General features: G+C 71.8%; 17 protein-coding genes. 8 read left to right on the forward strand and 9 right to left on the reverse strand.

Annotated features, from left to right (window positions below; genetic code table 11):
• Positions 1-196: 196 nt before the first annotated feature.
• On the forward strand, positions 197-1,147 hold the full coding sequence (locus IDM40_RS10855) for a 4-(cytidine 5'-diphospho)-2-C-methyl-D-erythritol kinase (RefSeq protein WP_328806990.1): 951 nt from the start codon (positions 197-199) through the stop codon (positions 1,145-1,147).
• 58 nt (positions 1,148-1,205) lie between these two features.
• Here IDM40_RS10855 and IDM40_RS10860 read toward each other — a convergent pair whose 3' ends face one another.
• From IDM40_RS10860 to IDM40_RS10875, 4 genes are read right to left on the reverse strand one after another with little or no spacing between them, the layout of a single operon-like run.
• Positions 1,206-2,066 (reverse strand): carbohydrate ABC transporter permease, encoded by an 861-nt coding sequence (locus IDM40_RS10860; RefSeq protein WP_193121831.1) that lies wholly within the window; start codon positions 2,064-2,066, stop codon positions 1,206-1,208.
• Positions 2,063-3,025 (reverse strand): carbohydrate ABC transporter permease, encoded by a 963-nt coding sequence (locus IDM40_RS10865; RefSeq protein ID WP_193121832.1) that lies wholly within the window; start codon positions 3,023-3,025, stop codon positions 2,063-2,065. Before IDM40_RS10865 ends, IDM40_RS10860 begins: the two co-directional genes overlap by 4 nt.
• On the reverse strand, positions 3,022-4,380 hold the full coding sequence (locus tag IDM40_RS10870; RefSeq protein WP_193121833.1) for an ABC transporter substrate-binding protein: 1,359 nt from the start codon (positions 4,378-4,380) through the stop codon (positions 3,022-3,024). The genes IDM40_RS10865 and IDM40_RS10870 overlap by 4 nt, the downstream gene beginning before the upstream one ends.
• Before the next feature lie 20 nt (positions 4,381-4,400).
• On the reverse strand, positions 4,401-5,411 hold the full coding sequence (locus IDM40_RS10875; protein ID WP_193121834.1) for a zinc-dependent alcohol dehydrogenase family protein: 1,011 nt from the start codon (positions 5,409-5,411) through the stop codon (positions 4,401-4,403).
• Between the two features lie 201 nt (positions 5,412-5,612).
• On the opposite strand from IDM40_RS10875, the gene IDM40_RS10880 reads away from it, so the two are divergent.
• The 3 genes from IDM40_RS10880 (at position 5,613) to IDM40_RS10890 (ending at position 8,370) form a co-directional block, all read left to right on the forward strand.
• A complete protein-coding gene (locus IDM40_RS10880; RefSeq protein ID WP_235997512.1) occupies positions 5,613-6,632 on the forward strand; it encodes a sugar-binding transcriptional regulator in 1,020 nt (339 codons plus the stop codon).
• Between the two features lie 47 nt (positions 6,633-6,679).
• The gene (locus tag IDM40_RS10885) at positions 6,680-7,390 is read left to right on the forward strand and encodes a thiamine pyrophosphate-dependent enzyme (RefSeq protein ID WP_193121835.1); all 711 of its coding nucleotides are present in this window, start codon (positions 6,680-6,682) and stop codon (positions 7,388-7,390) included.
• Between the two features lie 80 nt (positions 7,391-7,470).
• Complete coding sequence (locus IDM40_RS10890; protein WP_193121995.1) at positions 7,471-8,370, forward strand: transketolase family protein; 900 nt, start codon at positions 7,471-7,473, stop codon at positions 8,368-8,370.
• 9 nt (positions 8,371-8,379) lie between these two features.
• On the opposite strand, the gene IDM40_RS10895 is transcribed toward IDM40_RS10890, so the two are convergent.
• Both IDM40_RS10895 and IDM40_RS10900 read right to left on the reverse strand, forming a co-directional pair.
• Positions 8,380-8,685 (reverse strand): type II toxin-antitoxin system PemK/MazF family toxin, encoded by a 306-nt coding sequence (locus tag IDM40_RS10895; RefSeq protein ID WP_328806991.1) that lies wholly within the window; start codon positions 8,683-8,685, stop codon positions 8,380-8,382.
• Positions 8,686-8,711: 26 nt separating this feature from the next.
• Positions 8,712-9,035, reverse strand: coding sequence for a hypothetical protein (locus IDM40_RS10900; RefSeq protein ID WP_193121836.1), 324 nt, complete (start codon positions 9,033-9,035; stop codon positions 8,712-8,714).
• Between the two features lie 650 nt (positions 9,036-9,685).
• On the opposite strand from IDM40_RS10900, the gene IDM40_RS10905 reads away from it, so the two are divergent.
• The 3 genes from IDM40_RS10905 to IDM40_RS10915 all read left to right on the forward strand — a co-directional run bounded on the left by IDM40_RS10905 (position 9,686) and on the right by IDM40_RS10915 (position 12,884).
• Entirely contained in the window at positions 9,686-10,495 is an 810-nt protein-coding gene (locus IDM40_RS10905; RefSeq protein ID WP_193121837.1) for a VanZ family protein, read from the forward strand.
• A gap of 143 nt (positions 10,496-10,638) precedes the next feature.
• Positions 10,639-12,402 (forward strand): ABC-F family ATP-binding cassette domain-containing protein, encoded by a 1,764-nt coding sequence (locus IDM40_RS10910; protein WP_193121838.1) that lies wholly within the window; start codon positions 10,639-10,641, stop codon positions 12,400-12,402.
• Entirely contained in the window at positions 12,402-12,884 is a 483-nt protein-coding gene (locus IDM40_RS10915) for a GNAT family N-acetyltransferase (RefSeq protein ID WP_193121839.1), read from the forward strand. The genes IDM40_RS10910 and IDM40_RS10915 overlap by 1 nt, the downstream gene beginning before the upstream one ends.
• Positions 12,885-12,887: 3 nt before the next feature.
• On the opposite strand, the gene IDM40_RS10920 is transcribed toward IDM40_RS10915, so the two are convergent.
• Complete coding sequence (locus IDM40_RS10920; protein ID WP_193121840.1) at positions 12,888-13,478, reverse strand: helix-turn-helix domain-containing protein; 591 nt, start codon at positions 13,476-13,478, stop codon at positions 12,888-12,890.
• Positions 13,479-13,559: 81 nt separating this feature from the next.
• Here IDM40_RS10920 and IDM40_RS10925 point away from each other — a divergent pair, with 81 nt between their 5' ends.
• Complete coding sequence (locus tag IDM40_RS10925; RefSeq protein WP_193121841.1) at positions 13,560-14,537, forward strand: NAD(P)/FAD-dependent oxidoreductase; 978 nt, start codon at positions 13,560-13,562, stop codon at positions 14,535-14,537.
• A gap of 60 nt (positions 14,538-14,597) precedes the next feature.
• Here the strand turns inward: IDM40_RS10925 and IDM40_RS10930 are convergent, their stop codons facing one another.
• The gene (locus IDM40_RS10930) at positions 14,598-15,437 is read right to left on the reverse strand and encodes an enoyl-CoA hydratase/isomerase family protein (RefSeq protein WP_193121842.1); all 840 of its coding nucleotides are present in this window, start codon (positions 15,435-15,437) and stop codon (positions 14,598-14,600) included.
• Entirely contained in the window at positions 15,434-16,654 is a 1,221-nt protein-coding gene (locus IDM40_RS10935; protein WP_193121843.1) for a CaiB/BaiF CoA transferase family protein, read from the reverse strand. The genes IDM40_RS10930 and IDM40_RS10935 overlap by 4 nt, the downstream gene beginning before the upstream one ends.
• Between the last annotated feature and the right edge of the window lie 6 nt (positions 16,655-16,660).

Genomic DNA, 16,660 nt, shown 5'->3' on the forward strand with positions numbered 1-16,660 from the left:
TTCCCACTCGGAGGCCGGATCGGGCCCCGCAGGGGACGGGCGTTGACTGACATGACAGTGGTGACGGTCCCCGAAGTGAAGGGCCCCGGGTTCCCGTGCGGCGGTGTCACCGCCGGTGGGAGGCGGTGAACACGCGTGTGCCCCTGTGGGGGCTCGTGTTCACGCAAGGTGGGGGTTCCTTTACGATTGGGGACTCGTGACCTTTGATACCACCGTAACCGTGCGGGTTCCCGCGAAGGTGAACCTCCAGTTGGCGGTGGGGCCCGGACGTGAGGACGGGTTCCACGACCTCGTCAACGTGTTCCACGCCGTCTCGCTGTTCGACGAGGTTACCGCCAAGGACGCGTCGGCGCGTCGCTCGCGGCCCCTCACCGAACTCACTGCCGACGGTGACGTGGGGTCCCACCTTGCACGGGTGCCCCTCGACTCGTCGAATCTTGCGGCCCGGGCGGCCGGCCTCCTCGCTGAGACCACGGGGAAGGCTACGCCAGTCGATCTGAGTCTGCTCAAGCAGATCCCCGTTGCGGGTGGCATGGCGGGCGGCAGCGCCGACGCCGCGGCGGCCCTGGTGGCCTGTGACCGGCTGTGGGGCAGCGGTCTGGCCCGGGAGGAGCTGCTCGGCCTCGCGGCCCGCCTCGGCAGCGACGTCGCCTTCGGGCTCGTGGGCGGGACCGCCGTGGGCACCGGGCGCGGCGAGATCCTCACCCCGATGCACAGCCCCGGACGGTTCCACTGGGTTTTTGCGCTGTCCCCGCACGGGCTCTCGACGCCCGCGGTCTTCGGCGAGTACGACCGGCTCTTCCCCCGCGCACCCGAACCGCGTGAGAGCCCTGCCCTGCGGGAGGCGCTGGCCGCGGCCGACACCGCCGCCCTGGGCCGGGCGCTCGACAACGACCTCCAGCCGGCGGCGCTGTCGCTGCTGCCGGAGCTCGAACGCACGCTGGAGACCGGGCGCGCGGCCGGTGCGGTCGGTGCCCTCGTGTCCGGTTCCGGGCCCACGTGCGCCTTCCTCGTCGGCGGCGGGGACGAACCCGCGCGGACCGTCGCCGACCGCAGCGCCGCCGTCGTGGCGGCCCTGGAGGCCGGCGGGCTCTGCGAGCGGGTCGTGACCGCCGAGGGCGACGTCCCCGGCGCCACCGTCCTCTGAACCCGCCGTGCACGGCCGGGCGCCGACCCCTGCACGGGGCGGGCGCCCGGCCGGCCGATCACTTCACGGCACCCATCGACAGGCCGCGCACCAGCTGGCGCTGGGCGGTCCAGCCCACGATCACGATCGGCAGCGAGGCCATCACCACCGCCGCCGACAGCTGCGCGACGAACAAGCCCTCGCTGGTGACGAACCCGGTCAGGAACACCGGGACCGTCGCCGCCTGGGCCGCCGTCAGGTTCACCGCGAAGAAGAACTCGTTCCACGCGAAGATCATGCAGATCAGCGCCGTGGCGGCGATGCCCGGTGCCATGACCGGCAGCATCACCGACCACAGGATCCTCGTCAGGCCCGCGCCCTCGACCTTGGCGGCCTCCACGATCGCGGTCGGTACCTCCAGGAAGAACGACCGCAGCATCCACACCGCGATCGGCAGGTTCATCGCCGTGTAGAGCACCACCAGGGTCCAGACGTTGTCCAGGACCGACAGGTGCGCGGCGGCGACGTAGATCGGCACCACGACCGCCACGACCGGCAGCATCTTCGTGGAGATGAAGAAGAACAGCACGTCCTTGGTGCGCTTGACCGGCGCGACCGACAGCGCGTAGGCCGCCGGCAGCCCCAGGAGCAGCACCAGCACCGTCGACGCCAGGGTCGCGATCAGCGAGTTGCCCAGGTACGGCGCGAAGTCCGACTCCAGCACGGCCCGGAACCGGTCCAGGGTCGGCTGGAAGAACAGCGTCGGCGGGTCGGTGGCGGCCTGGTTCTCCTCCTTGAAGGCCGTCAGAACGAGCCACAGCGCGGGGGAGACGAAGAGCAGGCCCACGGCCCACGTGAACACCGTCAGGGCGCCACCGCGCACACGCGCGGCGTCCGGGGCCCGGCGGCGTGCGGGCCGTTCGGCGGCTGGGGCGGTCACGATCGGGCCTCCTGTGCGTCCATGAACGTGCGGAAGATCAGCCGCAGGGCCAGCAGGGCCACGAGGATGGTGCCGACCACCACCACGACGCCCATGGCCGCGGACTGTCCGATGTCGAACCCGAGGAAGGTCCGTTGGTAGATGTAGAAGGGCAGGTTGGAGCTGTCGGTGCCCGGACCGCCCTGCGTCATCATGTAGATCGTGTCGAAGGTGTTGACCACGTAGATCGACCCGAGCAGCACACCCAGCTCGATGTAGCGGCGCAGGTGCGGCAGGGTGATCCACACGAACATCTGCCACTTCGAGGCGCCGTCGACCTGCCCGGCCTCCAGCACGTCCGCGCTCTGGCTCTGCAGCCCCGCGAGCACCAGCAGCGCCATGAACGGCGTCCACTGCCACACCAGGGCGATGACCACCGACAGCACCGGGGCCTGCGAGACCCAGTCGAAGTCGGCGAACCCGAACGGGGCCAGCACGAAGTTCAGCAGGCCGAAGACCGGCTCCAGCATGATGTGCTTCCACAGCAGCGCCGTGGCAACGGGCAGGATCAGGAACGGGGTGATGATGAGCGTGCGCACCACACCCCGGCCCCAGAACTTGCGGTCCAGCAGCAGCGCCAGACCGATGCCCAGCAGCATCGCCACGATCACGCACGACGCGGTGATGAGCACCGTGTTGGCGGCCGCGCCCAGGAACTGGCGGTCGGTGAACACGGCCGCGTAGTTGGTCAGGCCCACCCACGCCTGCGAGTCGGGGCGCAGCAGGTTCCACGACCGCAGCGAGTACACGATCGTGGCCAGGAACGGCAGCTGGGTCACGACCAGCATGAACACCAGGGCGGGCAGCAGCGGCGCGCGCCGCACCCATCCCTCGCGGCGTGCCGCGGCGGATGGGCGCCGGCGTTCCCGGGGCGGACGCGCCGGGGCCTCCTCGCGCTCGGGGGCGGTCGCGGCGCTCATCCTTCGTCCTCCCTGTAGGTGGCGCCGACGGTCTCGGCGTACTCCTGGCTCTGCTCCAGCGCCTCCTCGACGGTGACGCGTCCGGCCACGGCCGCGCTGAGCTGCTGGCTCACCCGGGTTCCGAGGTCCTGGAACTCGGGGATGGCGAGGAACCCGATGCCCTCGTAGGGCACGGGCCGGGTCCCGGGGTCGGCCGGGTCGGCGTCCTGGATGCCGTCGAGCATCGGGTCGGCGTAGGCGCCGGCGACGTCGCGGTAGGCGGGCTCCTCGAAGGTGGAGAGCCGGTTGCCGGGCGGGACCCGCTGCCAGCCGTACTCCTCGGCGACGGTGCGCACGTACTCCTTGTCGGTCATCCACTCCAGGAACGCCCAGGCCTCCTCCTTGTGCTCGGAGGTGGAGGGGATGCCCAGCGACCAGGTGAACAGCCAGCCGCCGTAGTCGGTCTCGGACACGGGCGCGGGGGCGTAGCCGTTGAGGCCGGCGACCGTCCCGGCGCTCTCGTCCTCGATCGTGCTGACCATGGACGTGGAGTCGTAGAACATCGCCGACCGCCCCTGTGCGTACTGGTTGAGGCAGTCGCCGAACCCGCTGTTGGCGGCGCCGGGCTGGCCGTTCTCGCGCACCAGGTCGACGTAGAACTCGGCGGCCTCACGGAACTCGGGTGAGTCGAGCTCGGCGTTCCAGTCCTCGTCGTACCAGCGGCCGCCGAAGGTGTTGAGGACGCTGTTGAACGGGCTGAGCATCTCGCCCCACCCGGCGAGGCCGCGCATGCAGATGCCGGACACCCCGGGTTCGACGCCGTCCATCTCCTCGGCGATGGCGGCGATCTCCTCCCAGGTGGGTTCCTCGGGCATCTCGACCCCGGCCTCCTCGAAGAGGTCCTCGCGGTAGGCCACGAACGCCGACTCCCCGTAGAACGGCACCGAGTACATGTCGCCGTCGTAGGACAGGTCGTCGCGGATCGAGGGGATGAAGTCCTCGTGGTCGTAGCCCTCGGAGCCGTCGATGTGGGGCTGCAGGTTCTCCAGCCACCCGTACTCGGCCCACTGGCGGGTCTCGTAGTTGCTGATCATCACGGCGTCGAACTCGCCCCCGCCGGTCGCCACCGACGTGGTGATCTTGGCGCGGGCCTCGTTCTCCGGCAGGGACACGAAGTCGACCTCGATGCCGGGGTACTGCTCGCGGAACTCCGACTGCAGGGAGATCGCGTCCTGCATCTGCGGGTTCGACACGATCGCCACGGTCAGCCGGACGGTGTCGTCGCCCGAGGCGGTGGCGCCCGCACCGGCGCACCCGGTCAGCAGGAGCCCCGCCGCGGCCGTGGCCATCAGCGGTAGGCCCGGTGTGCTGCGCATGGCCGTGCTCCCTTCCCGGCTCACGAGTCCGCGTCGGCGGGGTCGGGCACGACCTGGACCTTGACACCGGTACCGGCGCGCATCATGGCCAGGGCCTCGGGGAACTTCTCGAGCGGCACGGCGTCGGTGAGCAGCGGGGCCGTCTCGACGGTCCCGGACGCGATGAGGTCGACCGCCGCGCCGAAGCTGTGCAGCACCGCCATGGAGCCCACGACGGTGATCTCCTCGTTGTAGATACGGAACGGCGACAGCGAGATCCGGGAGTCCTCGTCGGCGACCCCGAACACGAGCAGTCGGCCGCCCTTGCGGACCGCGTCGAAGGCGGCCTCGATCGCCGGGGGAGCACCGGTGACGTCGACGGCGGCGTCGTAGGTGCCGGGGGTGATCTCGGCGGTGTCGGCGGCGGTGGCCGCGGCGCCCAGGTCGCGGGCGATGGCGAGGCGGTCGCGGTTGCGGTCCACGACGGTCACGTGCGCGCCCGAGTTCTGCAGGAGCTGCTGCAGGAGCAGGCCCATGGTCCCGGCGCCCACGACGAGGAAGTGCTCGCCGGCCTCGACCCCGATGCGGCGCATGCCGTGCACGGCGCAGGAGAGGGGTTCGACCAGGGCGCCCTCGCGCATGCTCACCGAGTCGGGAAGCCGGTAGCAGTTGGCCGCGGGCACGGCGACGTACTCGGCGAAGGCGCCGTCGACGGTGTCGCCGATGGCGCCCCAGTTCGCGCAGAGGTTCCCGCGTCCGGCCCGGCAGTACTCGCAGTGGCCGCAGAAGAGCGAGGGGTCGACGGCCACACGGTCGCCCGGTTGCAGGCCGCCGGGGGCGCGGTCGCCGACGGCGGTGACGGTTCCGGCGAACTCGTGCCCGGGGACCAGGGGATAGGGGCTCGGTGGGAACTCGCCGTCGGCGATGTGCAGGTCGGTCCCGCAGATCCCGCAGGCCCCGACGCGGACGACCACCCCGTCGGGGGCTGGGGCGGGTTCGGGCCGGTCCCCGACACTGACGGAACCCGGCTCGTTGATGATGGCGGCACGCACGGGGTACTCCCGGAATCGTCGTGGTGCTCAGATGAGCGACCTGGATCACATTTGTTTCGAACATTGAAAACCCACGTGAAACCTGGTGTCAATGGGTGTAGCTCAACCGAGTAGACTCCCGCACATATGAGCAAGCGGGGGGACGACGTGAAGGAGACCGGGACCCAGGGCACCGAGGCAGCACCCCTCGGGCCCGCGGAGATGCTGAGGCTGGCCGCGGTGGCGCGGCGCTTCTACCTGGACGGGCGCTCCAAGGTCGAGATCGCCGAGGAGTTCGGGCTCAGCCGGTTCAAGATCGCCCGCGACCTCGACGCCGCCCGCGAGCGCGGCATCGTGCACATCGACATCCGCCTGCCCGCGCGCCTGGACGGGGAGCTCTCCGAGCGGCTGCGCTCCGCCTACGGGCTGCGCCGCGCCGTCGTCGTGGACACCCCCGTCGACACGGACGGCAGCGCGGACGTGGCCGAGACCCGGCGCGTGCTCGGCTCCGCAGCCGCCCGGCTCCTGGGCGAGATTGTGCGCCCCGGCGAGGTGCTGGGCCTGGCGTGGAGCCGTGCCCTGCAGGTGATGGGGTCCGACCTGGTCGACCTGCCCGAGTGCACGGTCGTGCAGCTCAACGGGGTGCTCTCCGATCACGCCGACGACGGCGGATCGGTGGAGACCGTACGGCGGGCCGCGGCGCTGAGCGGCGGGCCCGCGTACCCCATCTACGCCCCGCTGATCCTGCCGGACGCCGCGACCGCCGCCACCCTGCGTTCCGACCCGGGGATCGCCGGCGCCTTCGCCCACTACGACCGGCTCACGACCGCGGTGGTGGCCATCGGCGGGTGGGACGAGCGGAACTCCACCGTGTACCAGGCGCTCGATCCCGAAGCGCGCGAGCGGTACAGCGCGCTCGGGGTGTGCGCGGAGATGTCGGCGCAGCTCTTCGACCCCGAGGGCAACCAGATCCACAGCGACCTGGCCGAGCGCATCATCAGCGTGCGGGCGGAGCAGCTGCGGCGGGTCCCGGAGGTCGTCGCGGTGGCGGGTGCCGGGGACGCGGCCAAGGCGCGGGCCGTCGGCGCGGCGCTGCGCAGCGGGTTGGTGTCGACCCTGGTGACCGACGGCGAGGTCGCGCGGGTGCTGTTGGCCGAGCAGGAGCACGGCGCGGAAGGCGGTTCCGGGGGCGAGGGTTCTGAGGGCGCGGATGCCGGGGACACGGGTCCCGAAGAGATCTGAGCCCACCGGTTGACCTCAACCTAAATTGAGGTCGAAGACTGGTGCGTATGACGACCGCAGCAGTTTTCAGCCGCTACGCCGACCTGCCCGCGCTGATCGGCCTCATGGAGGGCGACGAGAAGCACTCCGAGGCCGCTCACTCCACGCTCGACGTCATCTGGACGCTCTACGACCGTGTGCTCCGGGTGGCGCCCGACACCGCCGACGCACCCGACCGCGACCGGTTCCTGCTCTCCAAGGGGCACGGGCCGGCCGCCTACTACGCCGTGCTCGCCGCCAAGGGTTTCCTCGACGTGCCGACCCTGCGCACGTGGGGGACCTACGACTCGCCGCTCGGGTTCCACCCCGACCGCACCCTGGTTCCGGGGATCGAGATCGGCAGCGGCTCACTCGGGCACGGACTGCCCCTCGCCCTCGGCAGCGCCCTGGGGGTGCGCGCCCAGGGGATCCGCCGCGCCGACGGGACCGAACCCCGGGTCGTCGTGCTCGTCGGCGACGGGGAGCTCCAGGAGGGCAGCAACCACGAGGCCATCGCCGCCGCCGCACGCCTCGGGGCCGACAACCTGACGGCCGTCGTGGTCGACAACCGGTCGGCCACCCCGCCCTGGCCCGGCGGGGTCGGGGCCCGCTTCGAGGTCGAGGGGTGGGAGGTGCGCAGCGAACGCGGGCGCCACCACGACGCCGTGCACCGCGCCCTCACCGACCCGCACCCGGGACGGCCGCTCGCCGTCGTCGTCACCACCCCCTCCGAGAGCTAGGGAGTCCCGCCGTGAACGCACCCGTGAAGTCGCAGATCCCGGCCCAGAACATGGACATCCACAAGGCCTCCGGCGCCTCGATGCGCGAGGCCTTCGCCGCCACCGTGCGCGGGGCGCTGGACGACGACCCCCGGGTGGCGGTCGTGCTCGCCGTGATCTCCGGGGACAAGTTCCGCGAGCCCGGGGCGCGCCACCCCGGGCGGGTCATCGACGTGGGCATCCGCGAGCAGGCGCTCGTCGGGGTCGCCGGCGGCCTCGCCCTGACGGGGATGCGCCCGATCGTGCACAGTTACGCGCCGTTCCTCGTGGAGCGGCCGTTCGAGCAGCTCAAGATCTCCCTGTCGCACCAGGGTGTGGGCGCGATCCTGGTCGGGATCGGGGGTTCCTACGACGCCTCCTTCGCCGGCCGCACCCATCAGGCGCCCGGGGACGTCGCCGTCCTGGACAGCCTGCCCGGGTGGGCCGTGCACGTGCCCGGCCACCCCGACGAGGTGCGGCAGCTGCTGCTGCAGGAGATCCCCCGCGACCGGCCCGTCTACCTGCGCCTGTCGTCGGAGGCCAACCGTGCGCCGGTGCCCGTCTCGGAGAAGCTGACCGTCGTGCGCCGGGGGTCGGGCCGCTCGGCCGGCGTCGTGGTCGCCGTCGGCCCCATGCTCGACCGGACCCTGGAGGCGACCGCCGGCCTCGACGTGACCGTCGCCTACGCCTCGACCGTGCGGCCGTTCGATCGCGAAGGGCTGAACCGGATCGTGGCCGCCGCGGGCAGCGCCGACGTCCTCGTCGTCGAGCCCTACCTGCAGGGCACCTCGGCGCACGAGGTCTCCGCCGCGCTCGCGGACCGCCGCCACCGCCAGCTCGGCCTCGGGGTGTCCCGCGCCGAGGAGCTGCGCGCCTACGGCACCCCGGCCGAGCACGCCCGCGCCCACGGCCTCGACGCCGAGGGCATCGCCAAGGCCGCGCGGGACTTCTTCCTCGTGTGACCGGTCGGTTCAGGAGAGGGCCAGGGCGGCGCTGAGGCCCTTGGCCACCTGGCCCATCGTGGCGTGGCTGAGGGCCCCGGCCTGTTCGAGGACCTCATCGCGGAAGACCAGAGTGATCTCGTCGCACAGGACGAACCCGTGCAGGGGCAGATCAGCGGGTCCCAGGGGCACGACCGTGGTGCGCGCCTCCTTTCGGGTGGTGGTCAACCGAACCGCCAGGCAGTCCCCCAGGTGGGTGTTGCGCTGATTGTTGGAGACCACCAGGAAAGGCTTGCGCTCGAGCTGCTCTCCGGTGTCCAGGTAGATCCAGTACACACAGCCCCGCACCGGGGCCGGGGCGATCACTCGCCTGCCCGAGGAGAGAGGCGCCTACGGCGACGCAGGGCATCACGGGCGGTGCGTTCTTCGTCGGCCTCGCCCTGTTCCGCGGCCATGGCCCGGTACTCGAGTTCGAGGACTTTCTCCTGCAGGGCCTGTTTGCCCAGATCGATCAGGGCAGCCAGGACCGCGGCCTCCGACCAGCGCCCGTTGGCCTCGGCCTCGGCGCCGCGGGCCAGGGAGGTGAGGGCGGCGTGCTCACGGGAGTCGTTCTCCCTCAAGGCCCGGAGGAGTTCCTGGGTCTCGGTGTCCACAGGGATGGACTTGCGTTGATGGGCCATCGTCATGCCTCCCATGGTGCAGCGACAACCGCAGCAATGTCTGCCGCTTTCAGTGTGCCAGACGTCTTTTCCTCCTCGACGTCCGTCTCGAACGGCGGGCGGTGGAGGTATCGGTCGTTCGACAGGGTGCACGCGGGCGCTTGCCGGCTGTCCCTTAAGGCACCGATTTCCGTGCGCATTATGTGCGCGGGCCCGCGTGGGTGCGTGGGAGGGCGGTGCGGGGAGAATCTCCGGCGGGAATCTCCGGGGTCGGGCGGGGTGTCGGGGCGCTGCGGCGGAGGTCCGTGGCGCTGGTTCGGTGCCTCTTCCACCTGCATCGACCCCCGGGTCCGCCTGTCTGCTGCGGGTTGCTGCCCGGCCCGGGTGAGGGAGAGCAGGCCCCGCGTCCGGGTGGCCGGGGCTCCCCGACGGACGTGGGGGCGATGCGTCCGGGTTCCATCGATATGAACCATGAGAGCATTACGTCGCCGCCGTGAGAATTCCTCCGATTTTGTGTGGAAGGGGCGAGCGAATTCGGTCGGGAGTGTCCGGGCATTCCGCCGACAGGAATCCGGGAAAAGCCTCGGGTCCGGGGATTCTCCGTGTGTACAGTTCCAGAGTCCGGTCCGGGAACTCGACGAACTCGGCGAACCCGGTTCTCTCCGCACGGAGGACGCATGTGGCAGTCGCTCTTCTACGTCGAACCCCTGATGGTGGGGATCGCACTGGTGGTGCTGCTCGTCGGGGCGTTCTACCTGGCGCGCCACGAACTGCGCTCACCGTCCGGGCTCCCGCGGGGCCTCCTCGCCGCGTGCACCCTCCTCTTCCTGCTGGGTCTGGCCGCACCCGTCGGGCAATGGGACCAAGTGGGCACCTACGCACGCGGCGTCGAATGGCGCCCCACAGCGGTCGTCGGCGACATCAGCGAAGAACCCGAACGAGAACTCACCACGGAACTCGACGACGGCCGTATCGCCCATTACACCTCCGAGAAACTCCCCGTGGACGAACGCGAGGAGCTGCGCCGTTCCGAGGGCACGGACCTCTTCCTGCACGGTGACACCGCGAGGCCCGAGGTCGTGGACGCACATGGGAACCCGGTCCCCGGCCGCGACACCGCCCTCGTTCTCGCCGACATGGGCGGGGGCCTGGACGGGAACGGCGGTGCGATCGGGCAGGCCGCGCACGTGCTCGAGGAACGCCTGCTCAACTTCGTCCTGTTCGTCCCCATCGGCGTCCTCGCGTTCCACGCCTTCATCCGGTGGTCGGCGCGGGTCTTCTTCGGTGCGGCCCTGTCGGTCGGTATCGAGACCATCCAGTGGGCCATGGCCGCGGGCAACATCGCACACGCCGGGGACGTGGTGGTCAGCACCTCCGGGGCCCTGGCCGGGACCGTCGTGGCCGCGCTCTCGCTGGGCGCCGCCCGCTGGGTGCACCCCGAGAGCCCGGACCGCTCGGTGAGCCCGGTCGGCCGGGGTTCCGGGTGACGCCCGTGCCCGTGGAGCGGATCCCCCGGACGCTCCGCGGGCACGGCACCCTCCTCCGGCGCCGCCTTCCCGCACCGCACGCCTGCGCCCGCCACCCCTCCTCGGGCGCGGGCACTGCAGCGGTGGTACCACAATGGGAGGCGATGAATCTGGTCAATCTTCAGGACGTGTCCCTGGCCTACGGGCCGCTCGTGCTCCTCGACGACGTCTCGCTCGGGATCGAGGCGGGTGAACGCATCGGCGTGGTCGGCCGCAACGGAGGCGGCAAGTCCACGCTGCTCTCGGTGATCTCCGGCCTGACCGAGCCCGACTCCGGCCGTGTGGTGCACAACCGGGGCCTCCGCGTCGGTTTCCTGCACCAGCGCGACGACTTCCCCGACTCCACCGTGGGGCAGTTCGTCCTGGGCGACCGGGCCGAGCACGAGTGGGCCGGTGACGCCCGCATCCGCGACATCCTCCGCGGCCTGCTCAGCGGGTGGGACCTCGACCTGCCCATGTCGGAACTCTCCGGCGGTGAGCGCAGGCGCACGGGGCTGGCGCGCCTCCTGGTCGGCGACCACGACCTCATCGCGCTCGACGAGCCCACCAACCACCTCGACATCGAGGGCATCGCCTGGCTCGCCCAGCACCTCAACGGCCGTTCCGAGGCGATCGTGGTCGTCACACACGACCGCTGGTTCCTGGACGCGGTCACCACCCGCACGTGGGAGGTCGGCCGCGGCACCGTCGAGCGCTACGAGGGCGGGTACGCCGCCTACGTGCTCGCCAAGGCCGAACGCGAGCGCCAGGCGGCAGCGGCCGAGGAACGCCGCCAGAACCTCATGCGCAAGGAACTCGCGTGGCTGCGCCGGGGCGCCCCCGCGCGCACCTCCAAGCCCAAGTTCCGCGTCGAGGCCGCCAACCAGCTCATCGCCGACGAGCCGCCGGTGCGCGACTCCGTGGAACTGGTGACCTTCGCCAGCTCCCGCCTCGGCAAGACCGTCATCGACCTCAAGGACGTCTCCTACTCCGTCCCGGACCGCACCCTGCTCGACCACCTCACCTGGCAGCTCGGCCCGGGCGACCGCGTCGGACTGGTCGGCATCAACGGCGCGGGCAAGTCCACCCTGCTCAAGCTGCTGGCGGAGGAGCGCGGACCCGACTCCGGGACGGTCCGGGTGGGCCGCACGGTCAAGCTCGCCCACCTGTCGCAGAACGTCACCGAGCTCGACCCCGCCCAGCGCCCGCTGCAGGCCGTCAAGGACGTGCGCGAACACGTCACCATCGGCAAGCGCGACTTCACGGCCGGGCAGATGCTGGAGCGCTTCGGGTTCCGCGGCGAGCGCCAGTGGACCCCGATCGGCGACCTGTCCGGCGGTGAGCGCCGCCGCCTGCAGCTCCTGCGCCTGCTCATGGACGAGCCGAACGTGCTGCTGCTGGACGAGCCCACCAACGACCTCGACATCGAGACGCTCACCGAGCTGGAGGACCTCCTCGACGGCTGGCCGGGTTCGCTCGTGCTCGTCAGCCACGACCGGTACTTCCTGGAGCGCATCACCGACAAGGTCATGGCGCTCATGGGCGACGGGAGCCTGGCGTTCCTGCCCGGCGGTGTGGAGGAGTACCTGCAGCGCCGCGAGGAGACCGCCGGCCCGGCCGAGGTCCCCGGGGTGACCGAACAGGCGCCCAAGGAGCAGCCGAAGGTCTCGGCCGCCGAGCGCCGCGCCGCGCAGAAGGAGATGCAGCGGGTCGAGCGCCGCATGGACCGCATCACCAAGCGCGAGACCGAACTCCACGAGCTCATGGCCGCGGCCGCCGACGACTACGCCAAGCTCGCCGAGCTGGACGCCGAGGTCAAGACGCTCGCCGCCGAGCGCGAGGAGCTCGAGGAGTCCTGGCTCGAGCAGGCCGAAGCGGCGGGTGACTGATGAGCACCCCCACCGCGTTCGCGATCGAGACGGACGACCTGTCCGGCCCCGAGATCGCCGCGTTCCTCGAGGACCACGTCTCGCAGCTCCGGGAGCTGTCACCACCGGGGAGCAGCCACGCCCTCGACCTGGAGGCACTGCGTGCCCCGGAGGTCTCCTTCTGGCGGGTGTCGGACGGCGGCTCGCTCGTGGGCTGCGGGGCGCTCAAGGACCTCGGGGACGGCCACGCCGAGCTCAAGTCGATGCGCACCAGCCCCACGAGGGTCCGGAGCGGCATCGCCTCGGCCCTGCTCACGCACATCCTCGGCGAGGCGGAGGCCCGGGGGTTCGAACGCGTGAGCCTGGAGACCGGATCCTTCGGGTTCTTCGCCCCCGCGCGTGCGCTCTACACCCGCTTCGGGTTCGAGTACTGCGCGCCGTTCGCCGACTACAGCGAGGACCCGCACAGCGTGTTCATGACGCTGGACCTGCCGCGCGGCTGACGCTCACTTCTTGACGGTGCGGGCACGCACGTGCATGCGTTCGCCCTGGGGCCCGAACAGCGTCAGGTACTCGGCGGTGGTCGGGCCCGGGTTGCGCATCGCGTGCGGCATGCGGGTGTCGAACTCCGCTGCCTCGCCCGCCTTCAACACCGTCTCCTGGTCACCCAGGTTCAACAGCAACCGGCCGGAGAGCACGTACAGCCAGTCGTAACCCTCGTGTGTCTGCAGGTCGGCAGGGGGAAGCGGCCCCTCGGGCGGCGGCACGACGAACTTGTACGCGCGCAGGCCGCTGAGGTCGTTCGTGAGTGGGACGACCGTCATGCCGTCCCGCGTGACCGGGGCGGGGTGCACCCGCGGGTCCCCGGTGCGGGGCGCGTCCACGAGCTCGTCCAGCGGAACCTCGTACACCTTCGCCAGCGGCAGCAGCAGCTCCAGGGTGGGCCGCCGCCCGCCCGATTCCAGCCGGGACAGGGTGCTGGTGGAGATCCCCGTGTCCGCGGAGACCTGGGCGAGCGTCAGGTCGCGTTCCTTGCGCAGGTCGCGCAGCCGGGGCCCGACCACGTCGAGGACACGGGCGAGGTCGTCGTCGTTCATGGCCGCTATTGCCGCACCGGCAACAAAGATTGTCAAGTCGGGGAACTCTCGCCGACGCTGCGTGTCACGGGAGGTCATGACATGGACACGACACGAGGCAGCACGGACGTCTTCGACACAGTGATCGTGGGAGGCGGCCCCGCAGGGCTCAGCGCCGCCGTCACCCTCGGGCGGGCCCGCCGCACGGTTCTGGTGGTCGACGACGGCACCCCGCGCAACGCACCGGCCGAGCACGCCCACGCCTACCTGACCCGCGAGGGCGCGGCGCCCGACGAGATCCTCGACCTGGGCCGCGCAGAGGCCGAGGGGTACGGGGCACGGTTCCGGCGGGGGACGGCCGTGCGCGCCCAACGCGACGGGGACACCTTCACGGTCGGGCTCGGTGACGGAAGCGCGGTCCGCGGCCGCCGCCTGCTGGTCACCGCGGGCCTGGTCGACGGGCTCCCCGACATCGACGGCCTGGCCGAGCACTGGGGGAGCGGTGTGCTCCACTGCCCCTACTGCCACGGGTGGGAGGTCCGCGACCGCAGGATCGGCGTGATCTCGAGCAACCCGATGGCGGTGCACTCGGCGCTCATGTGGCGCCAGTGGACCGACGACGTGACACTCTTCCTGCACGACGGGCGCGAGCTCACCGACGACCAGCACGAACGCCTGGCCGCCCGCGGGGTGGCCGTGGTCGAGGGCGCGGTCACCGCGGTGGAGTCCTCGGGCGGACGGGTGACCGGGCTGCGCGCGGCCGAGGGGCGTCTGTTCCCGGTCGAGGCGGTGGTCGTCGGAACCGCGATGAACGCCCGCTCCGAGGTTCTGGAGTCCCTGGGTGTGGCCGCCGAGCCCCTGGATGCGGGCGGCGAGGTCTTCGGCAGCAAGGTCTCCGTCGACATGATGGGCGCCACCTCGGTGCCCGGTGTCTACGCGGCCGGCAACGTCACCGACCCGTCGGCGCAGATCATCGCCGCGGCGGCCGCCGGAACCCGGGCGGGGGCGGGGATCAACGCCGACCTCATCGAGGCCGAGACCGCCGCCGCGGTGGCCGCCCGCGCCACCAGCGCCGCCTGAATCGAGGACGGGCGTCCGGGCCCGGCGGGGAGGATCGCCGGGCCCGGGCGTCTGGGCAGGTCAGCGGACGAAGTCCGCCACCGCCCCGCTGAACCGGTCGAAGGCCACGGCAGGCCCGGTGTTGTGCAGCGTGGCTGTCCGCACGGGGGCCAGCGCCGTCTCGACGGCGCTCTTGGCGGCGCGCACGGCCTCGGCCGGTTGGCGGGCGATGCTCGCGGCCATGTCGCCGACGGTGGCCGACAACTCGTCCTCGGCCACGCACCGGTCGGCCAGCCCCGCCGACACAGCGTCGGCCCCGTGGAGCAGGCGTCCGGTGTAGAGCAGGTCCCGGGTCACGGACGGCCCGGCGAGCGTGCTCATCCGTGCCGCGAACGACGGGCTCGTCCGGATCCCCAAGCGGGCGATGGGCATACCGACCCGGGCCGAACCGGTCACCACCCGCAGGTCGCAGGCGAGGGCGAGCTGGCACCCGGCCCCTGCGGCGACCCCGGAGACCTGCGCGATCACCGGCACCGGGCACGCCTCGACCGCCCGGAAGGCCGACTCCATACGCGCGAAGGAGTCCTCCACGTGCGCCTCGTCGACCCCGGCCCACTCGGTCAGGTCCGAACCCGCACAGAACGTGTCCCCGGCGCCGCGCACGACGACCGCACGCACGTCCGGGTCCTGGGCGAGGCCCACGAAGGCGTCCCGGATCGCCGTCCACCCCTGGGAGGTCAGGGCGTTGCGGCGCCGCCCGTCGCCGATCACGACGTGCGCCGTGCCGCCGTCCCGCAGGACCTCGACGTGCGCCGACCGCGCCCCGGAACCCGTACCGTCCGTCGCGCCGCCGGTCCCGGTCCCGGCGTCCGAACCGGGGTTCACGGCTGTGTCCGCCCCGTGGTCCAGTTCCGCGGTCATCGCACGACCCCCGTCTCCCGCATGCGGCTCCGCTCCGACGCGTCCGCACCGAGCGCGGTGAGCACCTCGTCGGTGTGCTCGCCGTGGGTGGGAGGGGGCGTGCGCACCGACGACGGGTGGGAGGAGAGCTTCACCGGGCTCGACAGGGCACGCACGCGCCCGGCGGTGGGGTGCTCGGTCTCGGCCACCATCTCCCGGGCCGCGACCTGGGGGTGCTCCAGGGCCTGGTCGACGGTGTTGATGGGGCCCGCGGGGACCCCGGCCCCGGCGAGGACCTCCTCCCACTCGGCTGAGCCACGCTCGGCCATGGCCTTCTCGATCAGGGGAAGGAGCTCGTCGCGGTGGGCGACACGGTCCGGGTTGGTGGCGAAGCGGGGCTCATCGGTGAGGTGCCCGAGCCCGATCGCCGCGGCGAAGCGCTTCCACAGGGTGTCGTTGCCCGCCGCGACCATGATCCGGCCGTCCGAGGTGGGGAAGGCCTGGTACGGCACGATCGTGGGGTGCGCGGCCCCGTGGCGCCGGGGCACGTTGCCGGTGGTGAAGTACCCGCCGGCGACATAGGTGAGCGAGGCGATCTGGCCGTCGAGCAGGGAGACGTCCACCCACTGGCCCTGACCGCTGCGGTCGCGCTCGCGGAGTGCGGCGAGGACCCCGATCGTCGCCCACATGCCCGCGGTGAGGTCGGCCATCGAGTTGCCGGTGCGGGCCGGTTCGCCGTCGCGCTCGCCGGTGATGCTCATCATCCCGGAGATCGCCTGGGCGATCGCGTCGTAGCCGGGTTCGAGCCGGTAGGGGCCGGTCTGCCCGTACCCGCTGATGGAGGCGTAGACCAGGCCGGGGTTGTGCGCGCTGAGTTCCTCGTACCCGATGCCCAGCCGTTCGGCCGTGCCCGGGCGGAAGTTCTCGACCACGACGTCGGCGGAGAGCGCGAGCCGGCGCACGAGGGCGGCGCACTCGGGGTCCTTGAGGTCGACGGCGACGGAGCGCTTGTTGCGGTTGACGCTCAGGAAGTAGGAGGCCTCGTCGCCCTGGAAGGGCGGGCCCCAACTGCGGGTGTCGTCGCCCTTGCGGTGGTCCTCGACCTTGATGACGTCGGCTCCGAGGTCGGCGAGGGCCATGGTGCAGAAGGGTCCGGAGAGGATGCGCGAGAAGTCGAGCACGCGGAGCCCGCCGAGGGTTCCTCCGTGTTCGATCCAGGGTGAGCGCTCGTGGTCCATTCCGTC

The sequence above is a fragment of the Nocardiopsis coralli genome (genome assembly GCF_014892575.1).
GTDB lineage: Bacteria > Actinomycetota > Actinomycetes > Streptosporangiales > Streptosporangiaceae > Nocardiopsis > Nocardiopsis coralli.